This window comes from Sphingopyxis sp., assembly GCF_019459305.1.
Taxonomy (GTDB): domain Bacteria; phylum Pseudomonadota; class Alphaproteobacteria; order Sphingomonadales; family Sphingomonadaceae; genus Sphingopyxis.
This window is the reverse complement of sequence record NZ_JAIBES010000147.1, coordinates 15,034-33,266: the sequence shown is the minus strand read 5'-3', so window position 1 is coordinate 33,266 and position 18,233 is coordinate 15,034. Positions and strand designations below refer to the sequence as shown.

Below are 18,233 nucleotides of genomic sequence, written 5' to 3'. Positions count from 1 at the left end.
GGCGTCAATGGTCCTTCGGCATGTCGCGGCCGTCGTGGGTGACGCGACCATCCTCAAGCACTAGAATGCGGTCGGCGAGGTCGAAGATGCGATTGTCGTGGGTGACGATGATGACCGAACGATCGTCGGCGAGCGCGACTTCGCGCAGCAGGTCCATCACGCGTCGCCCCGATCGCGCATCGAGCGCCGCAGTCGGCTCGTCGCAGACAATCAGCCGCGGCTGGTGCACCAGCGCGCGCGCAATCGCAACGCGCTGCTGTTGCCCTCCTGAAAGCTGGCTGGGCAGCTTGTCTGCCTGATCGGCGATGTTGAGCGCGGCGAGCAATTCGATGGCGCGAGCGCGTGCCTCGCCGCGGCCCACACCCTGCGCGATCAGCGGCACCGCAGCATTCGAGGCGGCATCGATCGCCGGGATCAGATTATATTGCTGGAAAATGAAACCGACATTGCGCAGTCGAAAATCGACGAGTTCATTGTCCGAGAGCTTGTATATGTCGGTGCCGAACAGGCGAACCTCGCCCTCGGTCGGCCACAATATGCCGCACATGATCGAAATGAGCGTGGTTTTGCCAGACCCCGATTCCCCGACCAGATAGGTGAGCTCGCCCGCCCGGATATCGAGGTCGATGCCGTGCAGCACACGGATCGTCTGCTGTCCCGCGGTGAAATCGCGAACGACGCCGCGCGTCGCGATGGCGGTCGCGGCATCGGACGGCGCAGCCAGCGCGACGTCACTCACCGGAACACCGCCGCCGGCTCGGTCTTGAGCACGTTGCGCAATGCGATCCATCCGGTCAGCGTCAGGATGAGCGTCACCGCCGCGAGGCTGATCAGCGGCACCTGCCAGGGGATGTAGAAGCCCTTAAAGGTCGGGTTACTCGAAAAGCTCCAGATGAATGCGACCGTGCCGAGGACGCCGAGACCATAGCCGATCGACCCGACCATCGCGGCTTGCGCCGCCACCATTCTGCGAATCTTGGCATTATTCACCCCGATCGCCTTCAGCGCGCCGAACTGTTTGATATTGTCGCGAATGAACAGGCTGAAGGTCAGGCCCACGATGGCGACCCCAACCAGAAATCCCAGCATCACCGTGATCCCGAAGTTGAGCGGGATCCCCGTATTTTCGATGATGAAGTCGATTCCGTCACGGGCAAATTCGTCGCGCGTGCGCGCCCTGAGCCCGGTCGCTTCGGTAATTCGAGTGGCCAGAATCTTGGCATCGATGTTCGGCGCAGCGCCGACGAGGACAAAGCTCAGCCGGTTGCGCGTGCCAGGTACGAAATTCAACGCCCGGCTGTAGCGCGTGTACAAGGTGACCTGGCTGGTAAAGCTGGGGACGGCATCGGCCACCCCCATGATAACTGCACGTTGGTCGTTGAGTTCAAGCCGCTCTCCGACCGGATCATAGCCTTCAGGGAAAAAACGCGTGGTGCCGACATCGTCGATAACCACCGCGTCGGGCCGTTCGAGCACATTGGTCGAACCCGACGTCATACGGCGTGGAAGGCCAATCAGCGTCGCGTCGTCGACGCCGATAACCGACACGCCTTCCAGATCGCCTTCCTTGGTCCGCACCGATGCCGCGGCGCGCAAATGCGGCACCGCCCATTCGACGCCGGGAACCGACCGCACCCGGTCGAGCGCGGTCGAGGGCATCGGCAGGTTGACGTCGGTCGTGCGGCTGACGGGGTCCATCACCCACACGTCAGCCGACGGGACGTTATAAACGCCGCTGGCGCCGCGTTCGATCAGATTGACGAAGATGGTCAGCTGCTGCGTGATCAGCAGGGTCGAAAAGGCGATACCGAACAGCAGACCATAAAATTTGGTCGCGTCGCCGGTCAGCATTCGAATTGCAATCCAGACCATCGGGGGAGAGCCCTTTATCCGCGACGCTTGCAACCGTTCGCTATTAGGAACATTATTGAACGGTAGTGTTTAAATGAACGGAAGCGTACAGATTGTCAATCGCGCGTAAGAAGAATCCCGGCAGGCCGACCGACCTTGCGAAACGCGAGGCGATTCTGGCCGCAGCGACCAAGGCATTTTTCGAGCATGGCTATGGTGCGGCAGCGATCGAACAGATTGCCGCGGCTGCAGGCGTGTCGAAGGTGACCATCTATAATCATTTTTCAGACAAGCAGAGCCTGTTCGCGGCAGCGATCGAGCGCGAATGCGAACGGATGCGCGGTCATTTTTCCATCGAAGGGCAAAGTGGCGCGGAACTGCGCGACCATTTGCTGCACATCGGCCTGGCCATGGTCGCCTTTTTATCGCGGCCCGAGATGGTCCATTTCGAACGCCGCATCGCCGCCGAAACCGAACGCAATCCCGAAATCGGACGCGCCTTTCTGGATGCAGGGCCGCGGCGGATGAAGGCGGCGCTGACCGCCTTTCTGACCGCGACTGCCGACCGCGGCGCGCTTGCCATCGACAATCCCGGCCTTGCCGCCGAACAACTTGCTTCGATGTGCAAAGGTTTCGGCGATGTCGAACTGCGCTTTGGTTCGCCGCCCGGCGCCAGTGCAACGCGGCAAAGGGTAGAATCCGCGGTCGAAACCTTTCTGAAGGCCTATGGAAACATGAACGTGGCCGCATCGAGCGATCAGTCCTGAACGCCAGGCGCTGTGGCCGACAGCTACTGACGAGGACAATTAAGAAGGAAAGGCGGGCGCCTTGCTGACCATGGCGGGTAGGGTCCGGTCCATCCTGTCCGCCAGCCATGCAGCGGCCTTGACCGTTTTTTGCAAGTCGAACCCGGTCGTAATCCCGCTGCGTTCAAGCATATAGACGACATCTTCGGTCGGCACATTGCCTGCGGCGCCCGGCGCGAAGGGACAGCCGCCAAGCCCGCCGAGCGAGGAATCGACGGTGGACGCCCCCTCTCCTACCGCCGCCCAGACATTGGCAAGGCCGGTGCCGCGCGTGTTGTGGAAATGAACACGGACGGGCAGTCCGGCAATAGCCTCGCGGACCCGGCCAACCATTTCCGCCACCTGCGCCGGAGAACCGCAGCCGATCGTATCGGCCAGCGCAATTTCGCGCGGCGCGCTATCGGCAGCGCGCTTTGCGATATCGACAACCCGCGCGATGGGCACCTCCCCCTCGAACGGGCAGCCGAACGCCGTCGCGATGGTGATTTGCCCAGAACGGCCCGCAGCTGTTGCGAGACGGACGATTTCCATGGCGGCAGCAAGCGATTGGTCCGCGCTTTGCCCCTGATTGCGAATACCGAAGCTGTCGCTGGTCACACATACGGCGCCGAGTTCGTCGATACGTCCAGCGGCTATGGCGCGCTCGGCTCCGCGGCGATTGAGGACGAGTCCGATATAGGTCACATCATCGCGGTGGGGCAGCATCGCCACCAGCTGTTCGGCATCGGCGAGTTGCGGTACCTTTTGGGGGTTCACGAAGCTCGTCACCTCGATACGCCGTGCGCCATAGTCGATCGCATGGCGGATCAGGTCGGCCTTGTCGGCGGTCGAAACGAGCGTGACTTCGTTCTGAAGACCGTCGCGCGGACCAACCTCAACCATTTCCACGTGGAGATTTTTCAGCATCTTGCGCCCTGTAGCATGAAAGTCATTTAGCAGGTTGAACAATACATAGCATTCTAAGTATAGAGAGCCAAGGGTTGCGAAGCCTTCTTCTATCAGGCCCGGCCCCGAAAGGAATGAGATGACGAAGGCAGAGGGTGGCGGGGGCGCGCTGGACGGCATCAGGGTCGTCGAGATGGGGCAGTTGATCGCCGGCCCCTTCTGCGGCCAGCTGCTGGGTGACATGGGCGCGGAGATCGTCAAACTGGAACCACCGGTCACCGGCGACCAGATGCGCAACTGGGGCCAGGGCGACAAGCCCAGCTGGTGGCGCGTCATTGCCCGCAACAAATATTCGGTCGCCGTCGACCTTCGCGTGGAAGAGGGACAGCAGCTAGCGCGCGATCTGATTGCGAAGGCGGACATATTGATCGAAAACTTCCGCCCCGGCACGCTGGAAAAATGGAATCTCGATCCTGCCGAGCTGCGTCAGGCCAATCCCGGGCTGATCGTCGTGCGCGTGTCCGGCTATGGCCAGACCGGTCCCTATTCGGCGCGCGCAGGCTTTGGCGGCATTGGTGAGGCGATGGGCGGCTGGCGCGGGATAGTCGGTTATGCCGACCGGCCGCCAGCGCGCATGGGCGTGTCGATCGGCGACACGCTTGCTGCGACATATGGCTGCATGGGGGCACTCGCGGCACTGCACCACCGCAGCCAGACGGGCGAAGGACAGATCGTCGATTCGGCGCTGTACGAGGCTGTGCTGCAAGTGATGGAATCGACCGTATCGGACTATTCGGCGAGCGGGACCAAGCGGCAGCGCACCGGATCGACCTTGCCCGGCATCGCACCATCAAATGTCTATCCGTGCAAGGATGGCGAATATCTGATCGGCGCCAATCAGGACGGAGTCTTCGCCCGCCTTGCCGCCGCGATGGGGCGGCCCGAACTGGCGAACGACGAACGCTATGCCACACACCGCGCGCGCGGGGCGCGCCAGGACGAACTCGACGCGCTGATCGGCGACTGGACCGCGACGCTCACGATCGCGGAGCTGGAAGCCAGGATGGTTGCGGCCGGGGTTCCAGCAGGCCGCGTATTCGACGCCGAGGATATGCTGGCTGATCCACATTTCGCCGCGCGCGAGGCGCTGGTGACCGTCCCCGACGCGGAATGGGGCGAAGTCCGCATGCAGGGCGTCTTTCCCAAGTTGTCGGCCACCCCCGGCAGCATTCGCCGCCCTGCTCCGCTGGGCGTCGGACAGGATACCGACGACGTGCTGAAACGCTGGCTGGACCGGGAGGCCTGACGCGATGATTACCCTTTATGGCGGCCCGACCCCCAATGCGCGCAAGATCGCAATTGCGCTCCTCGAAATGGCGCTCGAGTGGCGGCTTGAACATGTCGATATTCTAGCCGGCGACCAGCTGACTCCCGAGTTTCTGGCGCTCAACCCGAACAATAAGACGCCGGTGATCGTCGACGAGAACAGCCCCGCGGGCGGACGTTTCGTGCTGTGGGAAACCGGCGCAATCCTGCTCTATCTCGCCGAAAAAACCGGGCGTTTCCTGCCACAGGATCCGACGAAGCGCGCGATCTGCTGGCAATGGCTGATGTTTCAGATGACAGGCGTCGGGCCGATGTTCGGGCAGCAGGCGCATTTCACCCATTATGCGAAGGAACGGCACGAATATGCGATCCAACGCTACAACCGCGAGGTCGACCGGTTGATGATGGTGGTCGACAAAAGGCTCGCTGATGCCGAGTGGCTCGGCGGCGACGAATATACGATCGCCGATATGGCAATGTTGCCCTATCTGCGCCGCCAGTTAATCGAAAGGGCTGGGCATTTCCCGAACGTCGATCGCTGGGGCACCGCGATGCTGGAACGCCCCGCCGTCGCCGAAGGCATCAAAGTCGGCGTCGCGCGCGCCGAAACGATCGAGGGTGGGCTGAGCGGCTTCACCGACGAGCACCGTGCGATCCTGTGGGGCGACCGCCAGCATGCGCCACGCTAAGGCTTAGTCTTTCGTCACGGCGAGCCGGTTGGCATCGCCGAACATGTTCGACCATTCACGCGCATCGAGTTGCTGATGGCGCCCGACATATTTCGCGGGCGGTTTCAGATCATCGCGCGCCATCGCCCGCGCGACGGCCGGGCGCACACCTATGCGCTCGAACCAGTCGCGCATTGCCGGCCATTCGTCTAACCCCATGCCCATGACGAACGCCGATGCGCGACCGGGCCAGATTGCGATGTCGGCGATGGTATAGTCGTCCCCCGCAACATATGCGCTTTTCTCCAGCCGCTTTTCAAGAACGGCAAGCAGGCGCGCCAATTCCCTAGTGTAACGTTCGACCGGATAGTCCTGGCCCGCGGGCGCGTAGCGTAGAAAATGGCTCGCCTGCCCGCCCGTCGGCCCCAGCCCGGCGGCCTGCCATGTCAGCCAAGACAGCGTCGTCGCTCGCGCTGCCCCTGATGCGGGCAGGAAGCGGCCGGCCTTCTCGGCCAGATATTGCAATATGGCGCCCGATTCAAAGACTGTGACCGGCTCACCGCCGCCGTCTGGTGCGTGATCGACAATCGCGGGCAGTTTGTGGTTGGGGTTGATGCGGCCAAAGGCCGGTGTCAGCTGGTCGCCATTGAAGATGTCATAGGAAATGATGCGAAAAGGCGCCCCAATCTCTTCGAGCATGATCGCAATCTTCTGGCCGTTCGGCGTCGCCGAATAGTGTAGGTCGATCATATTACAGCACCTCGTGGAGGACATGCCGCACGCCGAAATCGGTCCGCTCGCCAACCCCGACCGCCAGGACGCCGTTAAGCCAGTCATATTTTGCACTCGCCGTCTCGAACACCGGCGCGATTCGCAGATAGTAGCGAGACGGGTCAGCGTCAGGCACGGCCGGGTCGGCAAAGGTTGCGCGCACGTCATCGGGAATGATGTTCCGGCCGGTGTAGCTGAGATAGATCAGGTCGCCATCGTCAGTCTGCCACACCGCGCGCGCGTCGAAGGTACCGACAGACGCGCGATTGCCCAGCCGCCCGCTTCGCGACCAGTTGCCGCCGCCCGGCAGGACGATGCCGTTGATCCGCGGCCCGAAAAACCGGCCGCCACTGATATAGCCGAGCCGCCGATCACCAAATGGCGACGCGCCGATTCCGATAATGCCTCCCCCCACTTCGAACTCGACGGTGCACAGATGGCGCGTCCCCAGCGCGACGCGAACGCCTGACTCATTTTCTGTCTGCATGATGCGAATCCTCTTCCTGCCTATGGACAAGCATAAAACGATTAGTATACTAAGGGTCAATCAGATTGACGGATCGGACACCAGTCCGGGACCGCGACAACAGGCTCTATGGGAGGGTGAAAATGAAGGTTCGCAATCAGTTTCTGCTATCAGGCGTCGCGGTCGCCGCCATGCTTGGCGGCGCCGCGCCAGCTTATGCACAGGCCGCCACCGACGACAGCTATAGCAACGAGATCATCGTCACGGCGCAAAAGCGCGAACAAAGCCTGCAAGACGTGCCGATTTCGATGGAAGTCGTGACCGGCGACAAGATCAAGGAACTGGGCGTCAACGATTTTGCGGACATGGCCGCCTATGTGCCGAACGTGGCTGTGCAAACGACGGCAGGCAATGATGTCATCTATATCCGCGGTTTCGGTTCGCCGCCGGCGAACTTCTCGTTCGATCAGGCGGTCAGCCTGTATATCGACGGCGTCTACGCCGGTCGCAGCCGCCAGACACAGGCGCCCTTCTTTGACCTGGGCCGTGTCGAAGTGCTGCGCGGGCCGCAGGGCGCGCTGTTCGGCAAGAACACCGCCGCCGGCGCGATCAGCGTCGTATCGGCGGCGCCCACCAGGGAGTTCGAGGGATCGCTGACAGGCAGCTATGATTTCGAATATGACGGTTTCCAGATTTCGGGCCACGTCTCGGGGCCAATCTCGGACACGCTGAGCCTTCGCGTCGCTGGCCGCATCGTCGACAACAACGGTTATATTCTGAACCGCGCGACGGGACAGAAAAATCCCCAGACCAAGCAGCAGCTGATCCGCTTGACCGCGCTGTGGGAACCCAGCTCTGACTTCGATTTCACCGCGCGGGTGGAATATGGCAATCAGGATATCAAGGGCGGCGTGACGGTGTCCGATTCCGCGACCGTGACCCCGCGGCTGCGACAGGATCGGTTCCTGGAAGATTCGGCGCTGGGACAGGAAGGCATCCGCGGTGAAACGCTGATCGCTTCGGGTACCGCGAATCTGAAACTGGGCGATTACACGCTAACTTCGATCACCGGCTACAGCTGGTTCGACAGCGCGATGATCAACGGTTTCGACCAGACGCTGCCCAATCCGCCGGGTGGGGTAACCAACAATTCGGTATACAACAGCTACCCCGAAAATTTCGATCAATTCTCGCAGGAAATCCGGCTCTCCTCTCCGGTCGGCCAGCCTTTCGAATTCATCGTCGGCGCTTATTATGACCAGTCGGACTATCATCTCGATCAGTTCGGCGGTTTCAACATCAACAACAGCGCACTCAACTATTTTGGCCTGCTGCGGACCTTCTTTGACCAGCAGACCGAATCCTTCTCGATCTTCGGCCAGACAACGTGGAACGCGTCCGACCGACTGCGCTTCATCGGCAGTCTGCGCTACACGCATACAAAAAAGGAGGCGACGTTCGACGGCGAGCGTATCTATGGCCCGTTCAACCTGCGTCCGATCACGCAGGCACAGGGCAAGCGCAAAGAAAACAACGTCGATCCTTCGATCACGGCGCAATATGACATCAGCGACGATGTGATGGTCTATGCAACCTATGGCCGCGGATCAAAGTCGGGTGGGTTCGTGTCGAACACCTATGGCACCACCAACGCGACCTTCCAGTATGAGCCCGAAAAGTCGCGCAACATCGAAGGCGGCGTCCGCGCTTCGTTCGGTGCGATCACCGCGAACGTGTCGGTTTACGATACCAAGTTCACCAATTTGCAGGTGTCGGTCTACAACCCGACGACATCGACCTATCAGACGGGCAATGCGGCAAGTGCGGCATCGACCGGCATCGAAAGCACGATCGTCATCCGGCCGTCGCGCAGTTTCGACCTGACCGCATCGCTCGCCTATCAGGACATCCGTTACCTCGATTACCCAGGCGCGGCTTGCCTCGCCACACAGCCGATCACCGAGTGCAACCCAGGAAGCCCGGCGAGCATCGCGGCGAATAACATTGCCGGAGCGCCACTCCCCTATGTGTCTGACTGGTCGGGCAGCGTTCAGGCGCACAGCTGGCTGCCGCTTACGTCTTCGCTCGAGCTCGACGTCACGGGCGTCGTGTCGTTCCGGTCAGGCTATTTCAACTCGGACAACCAGAGCCCGATCTACGGCTATCAGAACAGCTATGCCAAGGTCGACCTGCGCGTCCAGTTGAGCGATGCCGACGAGCGATGGCACCTTGCCTTTGTGGGCCGGAACCTGACCAACAAACTGACAGCGGGCAGCGTCTTCCAGCTGCCCTTCCCGATTACCAATACGACGCGTTCGATCCATTACGTGGAACCCGCGCGCAGCATAGCGATCGAAGCCGGCGTCAAATTCTGACGATGTCCCAGCAATCGGCCGTCATTGCCGCATTCCTCGATGAGGAAGTGGCAATGGCGGTCGTGCGCTGTCTGGAGGAATGCCGATGATCGACGTCTATTTCACCCCGACGCCCAATGGGCACAAGGTGTCGATCATGCTCGAAGAAGTCGGCCTGCCACACCAGCTGATCGCCATGAACATGCTCGAGGGCGATCATCTCACACCCGAATATCGCAGGATCAATCCGAACGGGCGCCTTCCCGCCATCGTCGATCATGACCCCGTTGACGGGCGGGCGCCGTTGCCCGTTTTTGAATCGGGCGCGATCCTGCTCTACCTCGCCGAAAAGTCAGGGCAGCTGTTGCCCGCCGATCCGCGCCGCCGCAGCCAGGCACAGCAATGGCTGATGTGGCAAATGGCAAGCTTTGGCCCGATGCAGGGTCAGGCACATCATTTCATCCGCTACGCGCCCGAAGGACAAAGCTATCCAGTCGAGCGTTACCGAAACGAGACCTTGCGTTTGCTCCACGTCCTGAACGGCCGCCTCGCCGAGACCGACTATCTCGCCGAGGAATATTCCATCGCGGACATCGCGACATGGCCGTGGACACGCGCAATCCGTGCTATCGGGCTGACGCTGGACGATTATCCCGCCGTCGCCGACTGGTTCGCGCGGATCGGCGAAAGACCCGCGGTTGTGGCCGGCACCGGCGTCAAAAATGCCGCCAACCTGTCCAGCGCCCGTCCGGTTCTGACCGACGCCCAATGGTCGAACCTGTTCGGCCAGAATATGCTGGAGGCACCGACACGCTAGAGGGTGTCCGCATGCCCCCACTGATATTCAACTTTTCCGTCCAGTCGCCGCACCGCGAGCCAGTCACCGCCCGCCAAGCCATCATCTTCAATCAGTGCCATGACCCCGCCGGCAATATCGTCCGGCGTGCAGGCCTCGTTGTTCGCCAGCACCATCTTCATCCATTCGGACTTGCCACCCGCGCCCGTGGTGTCCAGGATCGGTGTATCGACCAGGCCCGGCAGCATCCCGACGACGCGAACATTGCAGTCCTCTTTCAGCGGCGCACAGCAACGGGTAAACATCATTACCGCCGCCTTTGTCGTCGCATACATGGCATCGTAAAAGCCTGTCCCCAGCGCCACGGTGGAAACGGTGTTGACGACGACGCCGCCGCCGCGTTGCCGCATCGCCTGTATGGCGATCTGCGTCGCAGCTACGAGCGACGTGAGGTTGGTATCGATGATCCATTGCAGACGCGTGGCGTCGACGTCGGGGAATTGCGGCAGACCGGATACGACGCCGGCGTTATTGTGCAGGATATCGACGTCGCCATGGATTCGAAACCAGGCGTCGGTCGCGGAAATGTCGGAGAGGTCGAGCTTGTGGACGCTCGCTCGTCCACCCGCCGCCTCGACCCGTTGTGCGGTCTCGGCAAGCCCGGCCTCGTTGATGTCCACCAGGCTGACGTCTGCCGCGCCGCGCATCGCCAGCAGGACCGCCGTCGCGCGGCCGATCCCGCCGGCCGACCCCGTGACAATTGCCGTTTTGCCCTGAATTTTCATTCTGCCTCTCCCTCAATCCTAACGCTACCGTAAAGCACATTGACAGATAAGCTTAAATACCTAAGTATTTTCGGATCGGCAAAAATAGCGCGTTTGGGGAGAGTTATGATCGAGGCCACCGCCGTTAAAGCTGGCGCAACAGCGCCTGAACCGGGCCTCGCACTGCGCCGCAACGTTGCCCTCGTGATGCTCTTCATCGTTGGGACGATCAACTTCGTGGACCGCCAGCTGCTGTCGGTTCTGGTCGAACCAATCCGTGCCGAGATGGATTTCAGCGACACCCAGTTCGGGCTGCTGACCGGCCTTGCGTTCGCGCTGTTTTATGCCGCGATGGGCGTTCCCGTTGCGATGATCGCCGACCGGTGGAACCGCGTCAAACTGATCGGCATCTCTTGCATCGTGTGGAGCGCGTTTACCGCTGCGTGCGGTATGGCCAGCAACTTCTGGCAGCTTGCCCTGATGCGTTTTGGGGTCGGCGCGGGTGAAGCCGGCGGCACGGCGCCATCGTTGTCAGTGATCGCGGATTGTTATCCGCCGGCGCAGCGCCCGCTGATGATCGGACTATTCACATGCAACGGTCCGTTCGGTGTCTTTGTCGGCGCGGCCTTCGGTGCGTGGGCCGCAGCGAATATCGGCTGGCGCGGCGCCTTTATCGTGATCGGCATCGTCGGTATCGTGATCGCACCGATCATGATCTGGCTTGTCCGCGAACCGGCGCGCGGGGCCATGGATACGCACAAACCAGCCGACGAAGCCCTGCCGTTCAGCGAGAGCCTGGCGATGTTCATCCGCCGCCGCTCACTGCGCATGGTGATGGTCGGCAGCGGCCTCGCCGCTTTCGTCAGCTATGGCATGCTCAACTGGATCCCCGCCTTTCTGATGCGCACGCAAAAAATGCCGCTGGAGGCGATGGCGACCTGGTTCGCCCCCGCCGCTGGCATCACGTTCGGCATCGGAATCCTGGGCGGCGGTTGGCTCGTCAGTCGCCGCGCCAAACATTCGGCACGCGCTTATGGCACGATCCCCGCGCTTGCGAGCGCGGTTCTGGTTCCGACGTTCATCGCCGCTTTGCTGGTCGATAGCTGGCAGCTTTCGTTGGCGCTGATGCTTGTCCCTATGGCAGCCTGCACTGCTTATGTGGCCCCTGCGCTCGCGCTGGTCCAGAATCTGACTCCTCCGCGCAGCCGTGCAACCGCCGCGGCAGTCATCATGCTGATGTTCAATATCGTCGGGCTGGGTCTCGGCCCGCTTTTCGCAGGGATTGTCAGCGACGCGCTGAAACCTGAGCACGGGGTCGACAGCCTGCGTTGGGCGCTGATGGCCCTGATGCCATTCGCCGCGGCGGCAGGGATCGCGCAATACCGCATGACACGCTATCTCGAAAAGGATTTCGCGGAATGACATCGGTCGCGGGCAAGACGGCGTTCATCACCGGCGGCGCGAGCGGCCTCGGGTTTGCCACCGCCAAAGCGCTCGTCGCGAAAGGCGGCGCCGTCATTCTGGCGGACATCGACGGCGCCCGCGCAGCGGCAGCAGCAGCAGAACTGCGTCAGCAAGGTGCCAACGCGCTGGGCCTGCAACTCGACGTTACCAGCGAAGACAGCTGGGAAGCGGCAGGAGCCAAAGCGCGCGACTTCGGCGCGGTGCGTATCCTGTTCAGCAATGCCGGGGTCGGCGGCGGATCGGGAGCCTTCGAGCAATATGACACCGACGTCTGGCGCTGGAATTATGCGGTCAACGCCCACGCGCATCTTTACGCCTGCCGCACCTTTCTGGGTGAGATGAAGGCGAGCGGCGAACCCAGTCATCTGGTCATTACGTCGTCGATGGTGGCGATCGTGCCGCCGCCGATCTCGGTTGCCTACATCAGTTCGAAATATGCGACGCTGGGCATCGCGATGGCGCTACGCAACGAGCTGGGTCCAAGCTGCGTCGGCGTTTCGGTGCTGATGCCCGGCATGTCGGCAACGCGGATAGTTGAGACAACGCGCGACCTGCGGCCCGTCGAGCAAGAGACGGACGACGCCGCGGCGACCAGCCATGCGATGCAAGGCGTCCTCGCTGGTGGCATGTCGCCCGACAAGGTCGGCGCGCGCGTCGTCGAAGCGATCGAAAGGGACGAATACTGGATCTTCACCCATCCGGAATGGAAAAGCATGGCCGAACTGGTGACACGGGACATGCTGTCATCTTTTGGCCCCTCGGCCGACCCCGGCTATCGAGGCGACGATATCGACGGACTGATTGCCGCCAACGGTGGCTGCATGTTCGGCGCCAAGGCATAAGGAGCAGATGATGGCAGAGCAGGACGACATCCGCGCAATGGCGACGCGATTTTTCAACGCGATCGAGGCCGGCGACATCGAAACGATGCGCGAGACTTTCACCGCCGATGCCAAGATCTGGCACAATACCGACGAACTGATCGTGACGCGCGACCAGACAGCCCAGACACTGACCGGCATGGCCTCGCGCATCAAGAATCGCGAATATGCCGACCGTCAGCTCACCGTGTTCCCCGGCGGATTCGTGCAGCAGCATGTTCTGAAGGGTGTACGTGTCCACGACGACGTTCCGGTGCGCCTTCCCTGCGCAATCATCTGCAAGGTCGAAAATGGCAAAATCACGCGGCTCGACGAATATTTCGACAGCGCACATGTCGCCGAATTCCGCAAATTTGCGAACGCCTGAGGAGTTAATCATGCCCGTCCTGCGCCAGGTTCCCCGTTCGGAGGTCACCGACGAGACCGTTCTTGCCTATTACAACCGCCTGTTCGGCGACCGCGACCCGGTTGCGGAACCTGGTACCGCGACCGGCACACCGGGCGACTGGTGGACAGTGTTCGCGCTGTCACCCGACATTTTCGAGCATGCCGTCAAGGGCTTCGCCGTTTATCGCAACCCAGCCCGCACGATCGATCCGGTGCTGCGCGAGCTGGGCCAGACACGCGCCGGCTGGGTCAAGGGCAGCCAGTTCGTCTTTTCGCAGCACTGCAAGTCACTGCGCGGCCTGGGCGTCAGCGACGAAAAGATCGCGGCCATCGCCCACTGGCAGGTCGCCGACTGCTATAATGAGCAGGAACGCACCGTACTGGCCTATGCTGATTGTCTGAGTCAGGCCGGCGGCCGCGTCCCGCTCGAGGTTTTCGACAAGCTCAAGACCTTCTGGAACGACGAGCAAATTTTTGAATTCACCTACATCACATGCCTTTACGACATGCACGCAGTGATCACGCGCGCGCTGCGGATGGAATATGACGCACGCGAAGATCCGATCGTCGAAATCGCGGCGCCGGAAGGATTCAGCGCGGCCGACTTCCTGAGTGCGCCGCGGCCCGCCGGGGAATAGCCGGGACGGCAACGCGCCAGAGCTGCTGCGAAACAGCGAGCCGTAATCGTCAATTTAATTGACAATTACGGCGGACGATGGCACTCTCAATTTGGAGAGTATATAATGAAATTTTATAACAGTGTCGGACCCAACCCGCGTGTTGTGAAACTGTTCATGGCCGAAAAAGGCATCGAGATGCCGGAGGTCATGGTCGACCTACGCGACGGCGAGAATCGACGGGCGCCGTATAATGTCGATGTGAACCCCGCGGGGCAGACGCCCGCGCTCGAACTCGACGATGGCACTATCCTCTGCGAAGTCACCGCGATCTGTGAATATCTGGAAGAGCGTTTCCCCGATCCGGCCCTGATCGGCTCGACACCCGAAGCGCGCGCCAATACGCGTATGTGGACGCGCCGCGTCGACCTGAAGATTTGCGAGCCGCTGACGAACGGCTTTCGTTTTGCGGAAGGTTTACCGCTGTTCGAATCGCGGCTCCGCTGCCTGCCCGAAGCTGCCGCGGGGCTGAAAGAAACCGCCCAGGATGGGATTCGGTGGCTCGATCCGCTGATCGCCGATCGCGGGTTCATCGCGGGCGACGCGCTGTCCCTCGCCGACGTGATGCTGTTCGCCTTTCTCGATTTCGGCACAACGGTCGGACAACCGATCGACGCCGCCGCAAAGAATGTCCAGCGCTGGTACGAGCGGATGAAAAGCCGACCCAGCGCCCAGCCCACTTAACGCATAAGGAGACGGATGATGGCGACCAACAAAGAGTTCGAATTTTGCGGGGTCAATCACCTCGCGCTGGTGTGCAAGGATATGGCGAAGACGGTTGAATTCTATCGCGACATCTTGGGCATGCCGCTGACCAAGACAATCGACCTGCCTGGCGGCCGTGGCCAGCATTTCTTCTTTGATATGGGCAATGGCGACAGCCTGGCCTTTTTCTGGTTCCCCGATGCGCCCGAGGCCGTTCCCGGCATTTCAGCCCCCGCCGCTCTGCCGACGCAGGGCAGCTTCGTGTCGGCGCATGGTTCGATGAACCATATCGCGATCAACGTCCCCGCCGAGCGCTTCGATGAATATTACCAGCGCCTGATCGAAAAGGGGGTGCCGGTGACCAAGGTGCTGAACCACGACGATTCGCCGACGCAATCGTCGGATGAAATGAACGACGACGTCTTTGTGCGATCGGTCTATTTCTTCGATCCCGACGGGGTTTGTCTGGAATTCGCCGCGTGGACCAAGACGTTTGACGCCCGCGACGTCGCGCATGACCCGATGAAGGCCGATGGCACCAGGGCCGCGGGCATGATCACCGGCCGCACCCCGGTGCCCGCGGAATAAACAACATTCCTGACACTCGGCCGGGGATTGCCTGAACGCGGTCCTTGGCCGGGTTCTTTATCGTGATGACGGGCTTCATCCCAAACCAGTCGTTCATGACTATCCCACCGCTCTGTCGCGGCCTTCCCAATAAGGTGCGCGCAGTTCGCGGCGGAGCACTTTGCCCGACGGGTTGCGCGGCAGCGCGTCGATAAATTCGATGCTCTTGGGCACCTTGTATGCCGCGATACGCGCGCGCGCCCAGGCGATGACATCGGCGGGATCAACGGTGGCACCCGCGGCAGCGACGATCAGCGCCTTTACCCCCTCGCCCCATTTGTCGTCAGGCACCCCGATCACCGCGACGTCGGCAATGCCCGGACAGCCCATGATCGCGCTTTCAACCTCGGCCGGATAGATATTCTCGCCGCCCGACACGATCATGTCCTTGATGCGGTCGTGGACGTAATAGAAACCGTCGGCGTCGCGGTAGCCGACGTCGCCGGTGTGGAGCCAGCCGCCCGCGAGGGTTTCCCCGGTCGCCGTCGCCCGGTTCCAGTAGCCCTTCATCACGATACCGCCGCGGATCGCGATCTCGCCAATCTCGCCGTCGCCCAATTCGCGGCCTCCGCCGTCGAGGATCGCCATCGCGGCGCCTGGCCAGGGCTTGCCGCACGAAGTCAGCTTGCCCGGCAGGTCGTGATCACGCGGCGACAGATAGGAACCGCCGCCCGCAGACTCGGTCATGCCGTAAAATTGGACGAAATCACAACCGAAGGTCGCGCGCGCCCGGCGCAGCACATCCTCGGCGATCGGCGAGGCGCCATAGGCAATCGACTTAAGCTGCGGATAGCCTCCCGCGCCCGCCGACGGATCAAGCAGCATCATCTGGATCATTGCAGGGGCGAGAAAGGCGTGGGCGACACCCTCTTCGCGCACCATGCGTACCGCGTCGGCAGCGGTGAAATCCTTGACGAGCACGAGGCGCCCGCCCTGGGCCAGGCCCGAAAAGCTGACATTGGTGCCCGCGACGTGAAAGAGGGGCATGACAATCATCACTGTCTCGTCCTCCCCATAGGCAAAGCCGTCGACCTTGGTCGCGGCCTCAAGGAAGGTGCGGTAGTTGGCGTTGGTGAGCACAACGCCTTTAGGCAGCCCGGTGGTGCCGCTCGTATAGAGCTGAAGCACATCATCGGTCAGTTGCGGCGTATCGGCGATCCGGGCGTAGAATGCCTCACCCAGCCAGGCGTCGAACGGCTCGAACAGCGGATGCGCGCCGTAAAGTGCGATCAGCCGCGGCGGCGCGGCCAGTTCCGCGATCGCGGCGAGGGCGCAGTCGAAGAAATCCTCGCCTACGAACAGGAGGCTCGGTGCAGCGTCACCCAATATGAAGCCGATCTCGGCCGGCGCAAGGCGGCAATTGATCGGCGCAAAGCAGGCGCGCGCCCGCGCGGCGCCAAAGAAAAGCGGATACCAGCTATCGTGGTTCTTGGTCAGCGCCGAAACACGATCACCGGGCGCAACACCCGCCGCAGCAAGCGCGTTGGCGATGCGGTTCGACGCTGCATCCAGTTCAGCAAAACTCGTTTCGCGATCCCCGAATTTCACCGCCGTCGCCTGCCCGCGCACGCGCGCCTGCGCCGCCGGAATATCCGCCAGCGTCCGGATGGCCTCCAGATCGATCATTTCGCTCTCCCAACTGTCGTTTCGACTTGAATTAGATAGAATACTAAGCAAATGCTTGGCCAGCCTAAAATTCAAGAGGACCGGCCTTGTTCAACCACCCCATCCTGCCCACAACCATCGTCGGAAGCTACCCCCAGCCAGACTGGCTGATCGACCGCGAACGACTGAAGGCCAGCCTGCCGCCGCGCGTCCGCGCCGAAACCTTGTGGCGCATCCCGCAGCCCTGGCTCGCGGACGCGCAGGAAGCCGCGACCTTGATGGCGATCCGCGACCAGGAGGAGCTCGGCATCGACATCATCGGTGACGGCGAGATGCGCCGCGAAAGCTATTCGAACCGGCTCGCGACCGCGCTTTCCGGGATCGATACCGAAAAGCACGGCACGGCGATCGACCGCACTGGCAATGCCAATCCGGTGCCCCTCGTCTCGGGCCCTGTCCGCCGCGTGGCGCCGATCGAGGCGCAGGACGCAGCCTTCCTCCGCCGCCATTCGCAAAGGCCGGTCAAGCTCACCCTGCCCGGCCCCTTCACGATGACGCAGCAGGCACAGAACGACTGGTATCCGGACGCAAGGTCGCTGGCGATGGATTACGCCGATGCGGTCAATGCCGAGGTCAGGGATCTGTTCGCCGCGGGCGTTGACGTGGTCCAGCTCGACGAACCCTATCTGCAGGCGCGCGCCGCCGAAGCGAACGCGTACGCGATCGAAGCGATCAACCGCGCGCTTGATGGCGTCGGTGGGATGACTGCACTTCACATCTGCTTCGGCTATGCGATGGTCCACCATGGCGCAGGCGCGACGGGGCCAAAGCCCAAGGCCTATGACTTTCTCGCCGAGCTTGAAGCGTCAAATGTCGATGTGATCTCGATCGAAGCAGCGCAGCCGGGGCTCGACCCCTCGATCCTGGCCGAACTGCCGACGAAGACAATCATGTATGGCGTGCTCGACCTGTCGATACCCGATGTCGAAACCCCCGAGGTCGTGGCAGGCCGCATCCGCGAGGCGCTGCGCTATGTCGACGCCGAGCGACTATGGATCGCGCCCGATTGCGGGATGAAATATCACAGCCGCGAGCATAGCCAAGCGAAGCTGAGGTCGATGGTCGACGGAACGGCGATTGTGCGGGCGGAGTTGAAATAAGCTGACTTCGTCATTGCGAGGAGCGCAGCGAAGCAATGAC

At 61.9% G+C, this 18,233-nt stretch carries 19 protein-coding genes; 12 read left to right on the top strand and 7 right to left on the bottom strand.

Annotated features, from left to right (window positions below; all coding sequences use genetic code 11):
* Positions 1-4 precede the first annotated feature (4 nt).
* Together K0M74_RS18340 and K0M74_RS18335 are read right to left on the bottom strand one after the other, a co-directional pair.
* Positions 5-739 carry an ABC transporter ATP-binding protein gene (locus K0M74_RS18340; protein ID WP_293975747.1) on the bottom strand — a complete coding sequence of 245 codons (735 nt, stop codon included), beginning with the start codon at positions 737-739 and terminating at the stop codon, positions 5-7.
* The gene (locus K0M74_RS18335; RefSeq protein WP_293975745.1) at positions 736-1,872 is read right to left on the bottom strand and encodes an ABC transporter permease; all 1,137 of its coding nucleotides are present in this window, start codon (positions 1,870-1,872) and stop codon (positions 736-738) included. Before K0M74_RS18335 ends, K0M74_RS18340 begins: the two co-directional genes overlap by 4 nt.
* A 92-nt stretch (positions 1,873-1,964) precedes the next feature.
* On the opposite strand from K0M74_RS18335, the gene K0M74_RS18330 reads away from it, so the two are divergent.
* On the top strand, positions 1,965-2,618 hold the full coding sequence (locus K0M74_RS18330) for a TetR/AcrR family transcriptional regulator (RefSeq protein ID WP_293975743.1): 654 nt from the start codon (positions 1,965-1,967) through the stop codon (positions 2,616-2,618).
* A gap of 39 nt (positions 2,619-2,657) precedes the next feature.
* Here the strand turns inward: K0M74_RS18330 and K0M74_RS18325 are convergent, their stop codons facing one another.
* On the bottom strand, positions 2,658-3,563 hold the full coding sequence (locus tag K0M74_RS18325) for a hydroxymethylglutaryl-CoA lyase (RefSeq protein WP_293975741.1): 906 nt from the start codon (positions 3,561-3,563) through the stop codon (positions 2,658-2,660).
* 118 nt (positions 3,564-3,681) lie between these two features.
* Between K0M74_RS18325 and K0M74_RS18320 the strand changes: the two genes are divergently transcribed.
* Both K0M74_RS18320 and K0M74_RS18315 read left to right on the top strand, forming a co-directional pair.
* On the top strand, positions 3,682-4,848 hold the full coding sequence (locus K0M74_RS18320) for a CoA transferase (protein ID WP_293975739.1): 1,167 nt from the start codon (positions 3,682-3,684) through the stop codon (positions 4,846-4,848).
* A 4-nt stretch (positions 4,849-4,852) separates the two neighbouring features.
* A complete protein-coding gene (locus K0M74_RS18315) occupies positions 4,853-5,557 on the top strand; it encodes a glutathione S-transferase N-terminal domain-containing protein (RefSeq protein ID WP_293975737.1) in 705 nt (234 codons plus the stop codon).
* A 3-nt stretch (positions 5,558-5,560) separates the two neighbouring features.
* Here K0M74_RS18315 and K0M74_RS18310 read toward each other — a convergent pair whose 3' ends face one another.
* Together K0M74_RS18310 and K0M74_RS18305 are read right to left on the bottom strand one after the other, a co-directional pair.
* Positions 5,561-6,286 carry a glutathione binding-like protein gene (locus K0M74_RS18310; RefSeq protein WP_293975736.1) on the bottom strand — a complete coding sequence of 242 codons (726 nt, stop codon included), beginning with the start codon at positions 6,284-6,286 and terminating at the stop codon, positions 5,561-5,563.
* A 1-nt stretch (position 6,287) separates the two neighbouring features.
* On the bottom strand, positions 6,288-6,794 hold the full coding sequence (locus K0M74_RS18305) for a DUF3237 domain-containing protein (RefSeq protein WP_293975735.1): 507 nt from the start codon (positions 6,792-6,794) through the stop codon (positions 6,288-6,290).
* Between the two features lie 122 nt (positions 6,795-6,916).
* Here K0M74_RS18305 and K0M74_RS18300 point away from each other — a divergent pair, with 122 nt between their 5' ends.
* On the top strand, positions 6,917-9,148 hold the full coding sequence (locus K0M74_RS18300; RefSeq protein ID WP_293975734.1) for a TonB-dependent receptor: 2,232 nt from the start codon (positions 6,917-6,919) through the stop codon (positions 9,146-9,148).
* Positions 9,149-9,233: 85 nt separating this feature from the next.
* Positions 9,234-9,944, top strand: a complete 711-nt coding sequence (locus K0M74_RS18295; RefSeq protein WP_293975733.1) for a glutathione S-transferase N-terminal domain-containing protein — start codon at positions 9,234-9,236, stop codon at positions 9,942-9,944.
* On the opposite strand, the gene K0M74_RS18290 is transcribed toward K0M74_RS18295, so the two are convergent.
* Positions 9,941-10,708, bottom strand: a complete 768-nt coding sequence (locus K0M74_RS18290) for an SDR family oxidoreductase (RefSeq protein ID WP_293975732.1) — start codon at positions 10,706-10,708, stop codon at positions 9,941-9,943. The genes K0M74_RS18295 and K0M74_RS18290 overlap by 4 nt on opposite strands.
* 186 nt (positions 10,709-10,894) lie before the next feature.
* On the opposite strand from K0M74_RS18290, the gene K0M74_RS18285 reads away from it, so the two are divergent.
* The 6 genes from K0M74_RS18285 (at position 10,895) to K0M74_RS18260 (ending at position 15,389) form a co-directional block, all read left to right on the top strand.
* On the top strand, positions 10,895-12,109 hold the full coding sequence (locus K0M74_RS18285; RefSeq protein ID WP_293975731.1) for an MFS transporter: 1,215 nt from the start codon (positions 10,895-10,897) through the stop codon (positions 12,107-12,109).
* Positions 12,106-12,993 carry an SDR family NAD(P)-dependent oxidoreductase gene (locus tag K0M74_RS18280; protein WP_293975730.1) on the top strand — a complete coding sequence of 296 codons (888 nt, stop codon included), beginning with the start codon at positions 12,106-12,108 and terminating at the stop codon, positions 12,991-12,993. The genes K0M74_RS18285 and K0M74_RS18280 overlap by 4 nt, the downstream gene beginning before the upstream one ends.
* A gap of 10 nt (positions 12,994-13,003) precedes the next feature.
* A complete protein-coding gene (locus K0M74_RS18275) occupies positions 13,004-13,399 on the top strand; it encodes a nuclear transport factor 2 family protein (RefSeq protein ID WP_293975729.1) in 396 nt (131 codons plus the stop codon).
* A gap of 10 nt (positions 13,400-13,409) precedes the next feature.
* Entirely contained in the window at positions 13,410-14,057 is a 648-nt protein-coding gene (locus tag K0M74_RS18270; RefSeq protein WP_293975728.1) for a carboxymuconolactone decarboxylase family protein, read from the top strand.
* Positions 14,058-14,162: 105 nt separating this feature from the next.
* Entirely contained in the window at positions 14,163-14,780 is a 618-nt protein-coding gene (locus K0M74_RS18265; protein WP_293975727.1) for a glutathione S-transferase, read from the top strand.
* 18 nt (positions 14,781-14,798) lie between these two features.
* Complete coding sequence (locus tag K0M74_RS18260) at positions 14,799-15,389, top strand: VOC family protein (protein ID WP_293975726.1); 591 nt, start codon at positions 14,799-14,801, stop codon at positions 15,387-15,389.
* 99 nt (positions 15,390-15,488) lie between these two features.
* Here K0M74_RS18260 and K0M74_RS18255 read toward each other — a convergent pair whose 3' ends face one another.
* Entirely contained in the window at positions 15,489-17,054 is a 1,566-nt protein-coding gene (locus K0M74_RS18255; protein ID WP_293975725.1) for a long-chain-fatty-acid--CoA ligase, read from the bottom strand.
* Positions 17,055-17,140: 86 nt separating this feature from the next.
* On the opposite strand from K0M74_RS18255, the gene K0M74_RS18250 reads away from it, so the two are divergent.
* Positions 17,141-18,193, top strand: a complete 1,053-nt coding sequence (locus K0M74_RS18250; RefSeq protein WP_293975724.1) for a cobalamin-independent methionine synthase II family protein — start codon at positions 17,141-17,143, stop codon at positions 18,191-18,193.
* The last annotated feature ends 40 nt before the right edge of the window (positions 18,194-18,233 follow it).

Excerpts from the sequence above, each read along its gene's own strand:
- K0M74_RS18260 (WP_293975726.1), top strand. The coding sequence starts at position 14,799 with ATGGCGACCAACAAAGAGTTCGAATTTTGCGGGGTCAATCACCTCGCG.
- K0M74_RS18310 (WP_293975736.1), bottom strand. The coding sequence starts at position 6,286 with ATGATCGACCTACACTATTCGGCGACGCCGAACGGCCAGAAGATTGCG.
- K0M74_RS18290 (WP_293975732.1), bottom strand. The coding sequence starts at position 10,708 with ATGAAAATTCAGGGCAAAACGGCAATTGTCACGGGGTCGGCCGGCGGG.
- K0M74_RS18280 (WP_293975730.1), top strand. The coding sequence starts at position 12,106 with ATGACATCGGTCGCGGGCAAGACGGCGTTCATCACCGGCGGCGCGAGC.
- K0M74_RS18320 (WP_293975739.1), top strand. The coding sequence starts at position 3,682 with ATGACGAAGGCAGAGGGTGGCGGGGGCGCGCTGGACGGCATCAGGGTC.
- K0M74_RS18300 (WP_293975734.1), top strand. The coding sequence starts at position 6,917 with ATGAAGGTTCGCAATCAGTTTCTGCTATCAGGCGTCGCGGTCGCCGCC.
- K0M74_RS18285 (WP_293975731.1), top strand. The coding sequence starts at position 10,895 with ATGCTCTTCATCGTTGGGACGATCAACTTCGTGGACCGCCAGCTGCTG.
- K0M74_RS18295 (WP_293975733.1), top strand. The coding sequence starts at position 9,234 with ATGATCGACGTCTATTTCACCCCGACGCCCAATGGGCACAAGGTGTCG.
- K0M74_RS18315 (WP_293975737.1), top strand. The coding sequence starts at position 4,853 with ATGATTACCCTTTATGGCGGCCCGACCCCCAATGCGCGCAAGATCGCA.
- K0M74_RS18255 (WP_293975725.1), bottom strand. The coding sequence starts at position 17,054 with ATGATCGATCTGGAGGCCATCCGGACGCTGGCGGATATTCCGGCGGCG.
- K0M74_RS18265 (WP_293975727.1), top strand. The coding sequence starts at position 14,163 with ATGAAATTTTATAACAGTGTCGGACCCAACCCGCGTGTTGTGAAACTG.
- K0M74_RS18275 (WP_293975729.1), top strand. The coding sequence starts at position 13,004 with ATGGCAGAGCAGGACGACATCCGCGCAATGGCGACGCGATTTTTCAAC.
- K0M74_RS18305 (WP_293975735.1), bottom strand. The coding sequence starts at position 6,794 with ATGCAGACAGAAAATGAGTCAGGCGTTCGCGTCGCGCTGGGGACGCGC.
- K0M74_RS18335 (WP_293975745.1), bottom strand. The coding sequence starts at position 1,872 with ATGGTCTGGATTGCAATTCGAATGCTGACCGGCGACGCGACCAAATTT.
- K0M74_RS18325 (WP_293975741.1), bottom strand. The coding sequence starts at position 3,563 with ATGCTGAAAAATCTCCACGTGGAAATGGTTGAGGTTGGTCCGCGCGAC.
- K0M74_RS18270 (WP_293975728.1), top strand. The coding sequence starts at position 13,410 with ATGCCCGTCCTGCGCCAGGTTCCCCGTTCGGAGGTCACCGACGAGACC.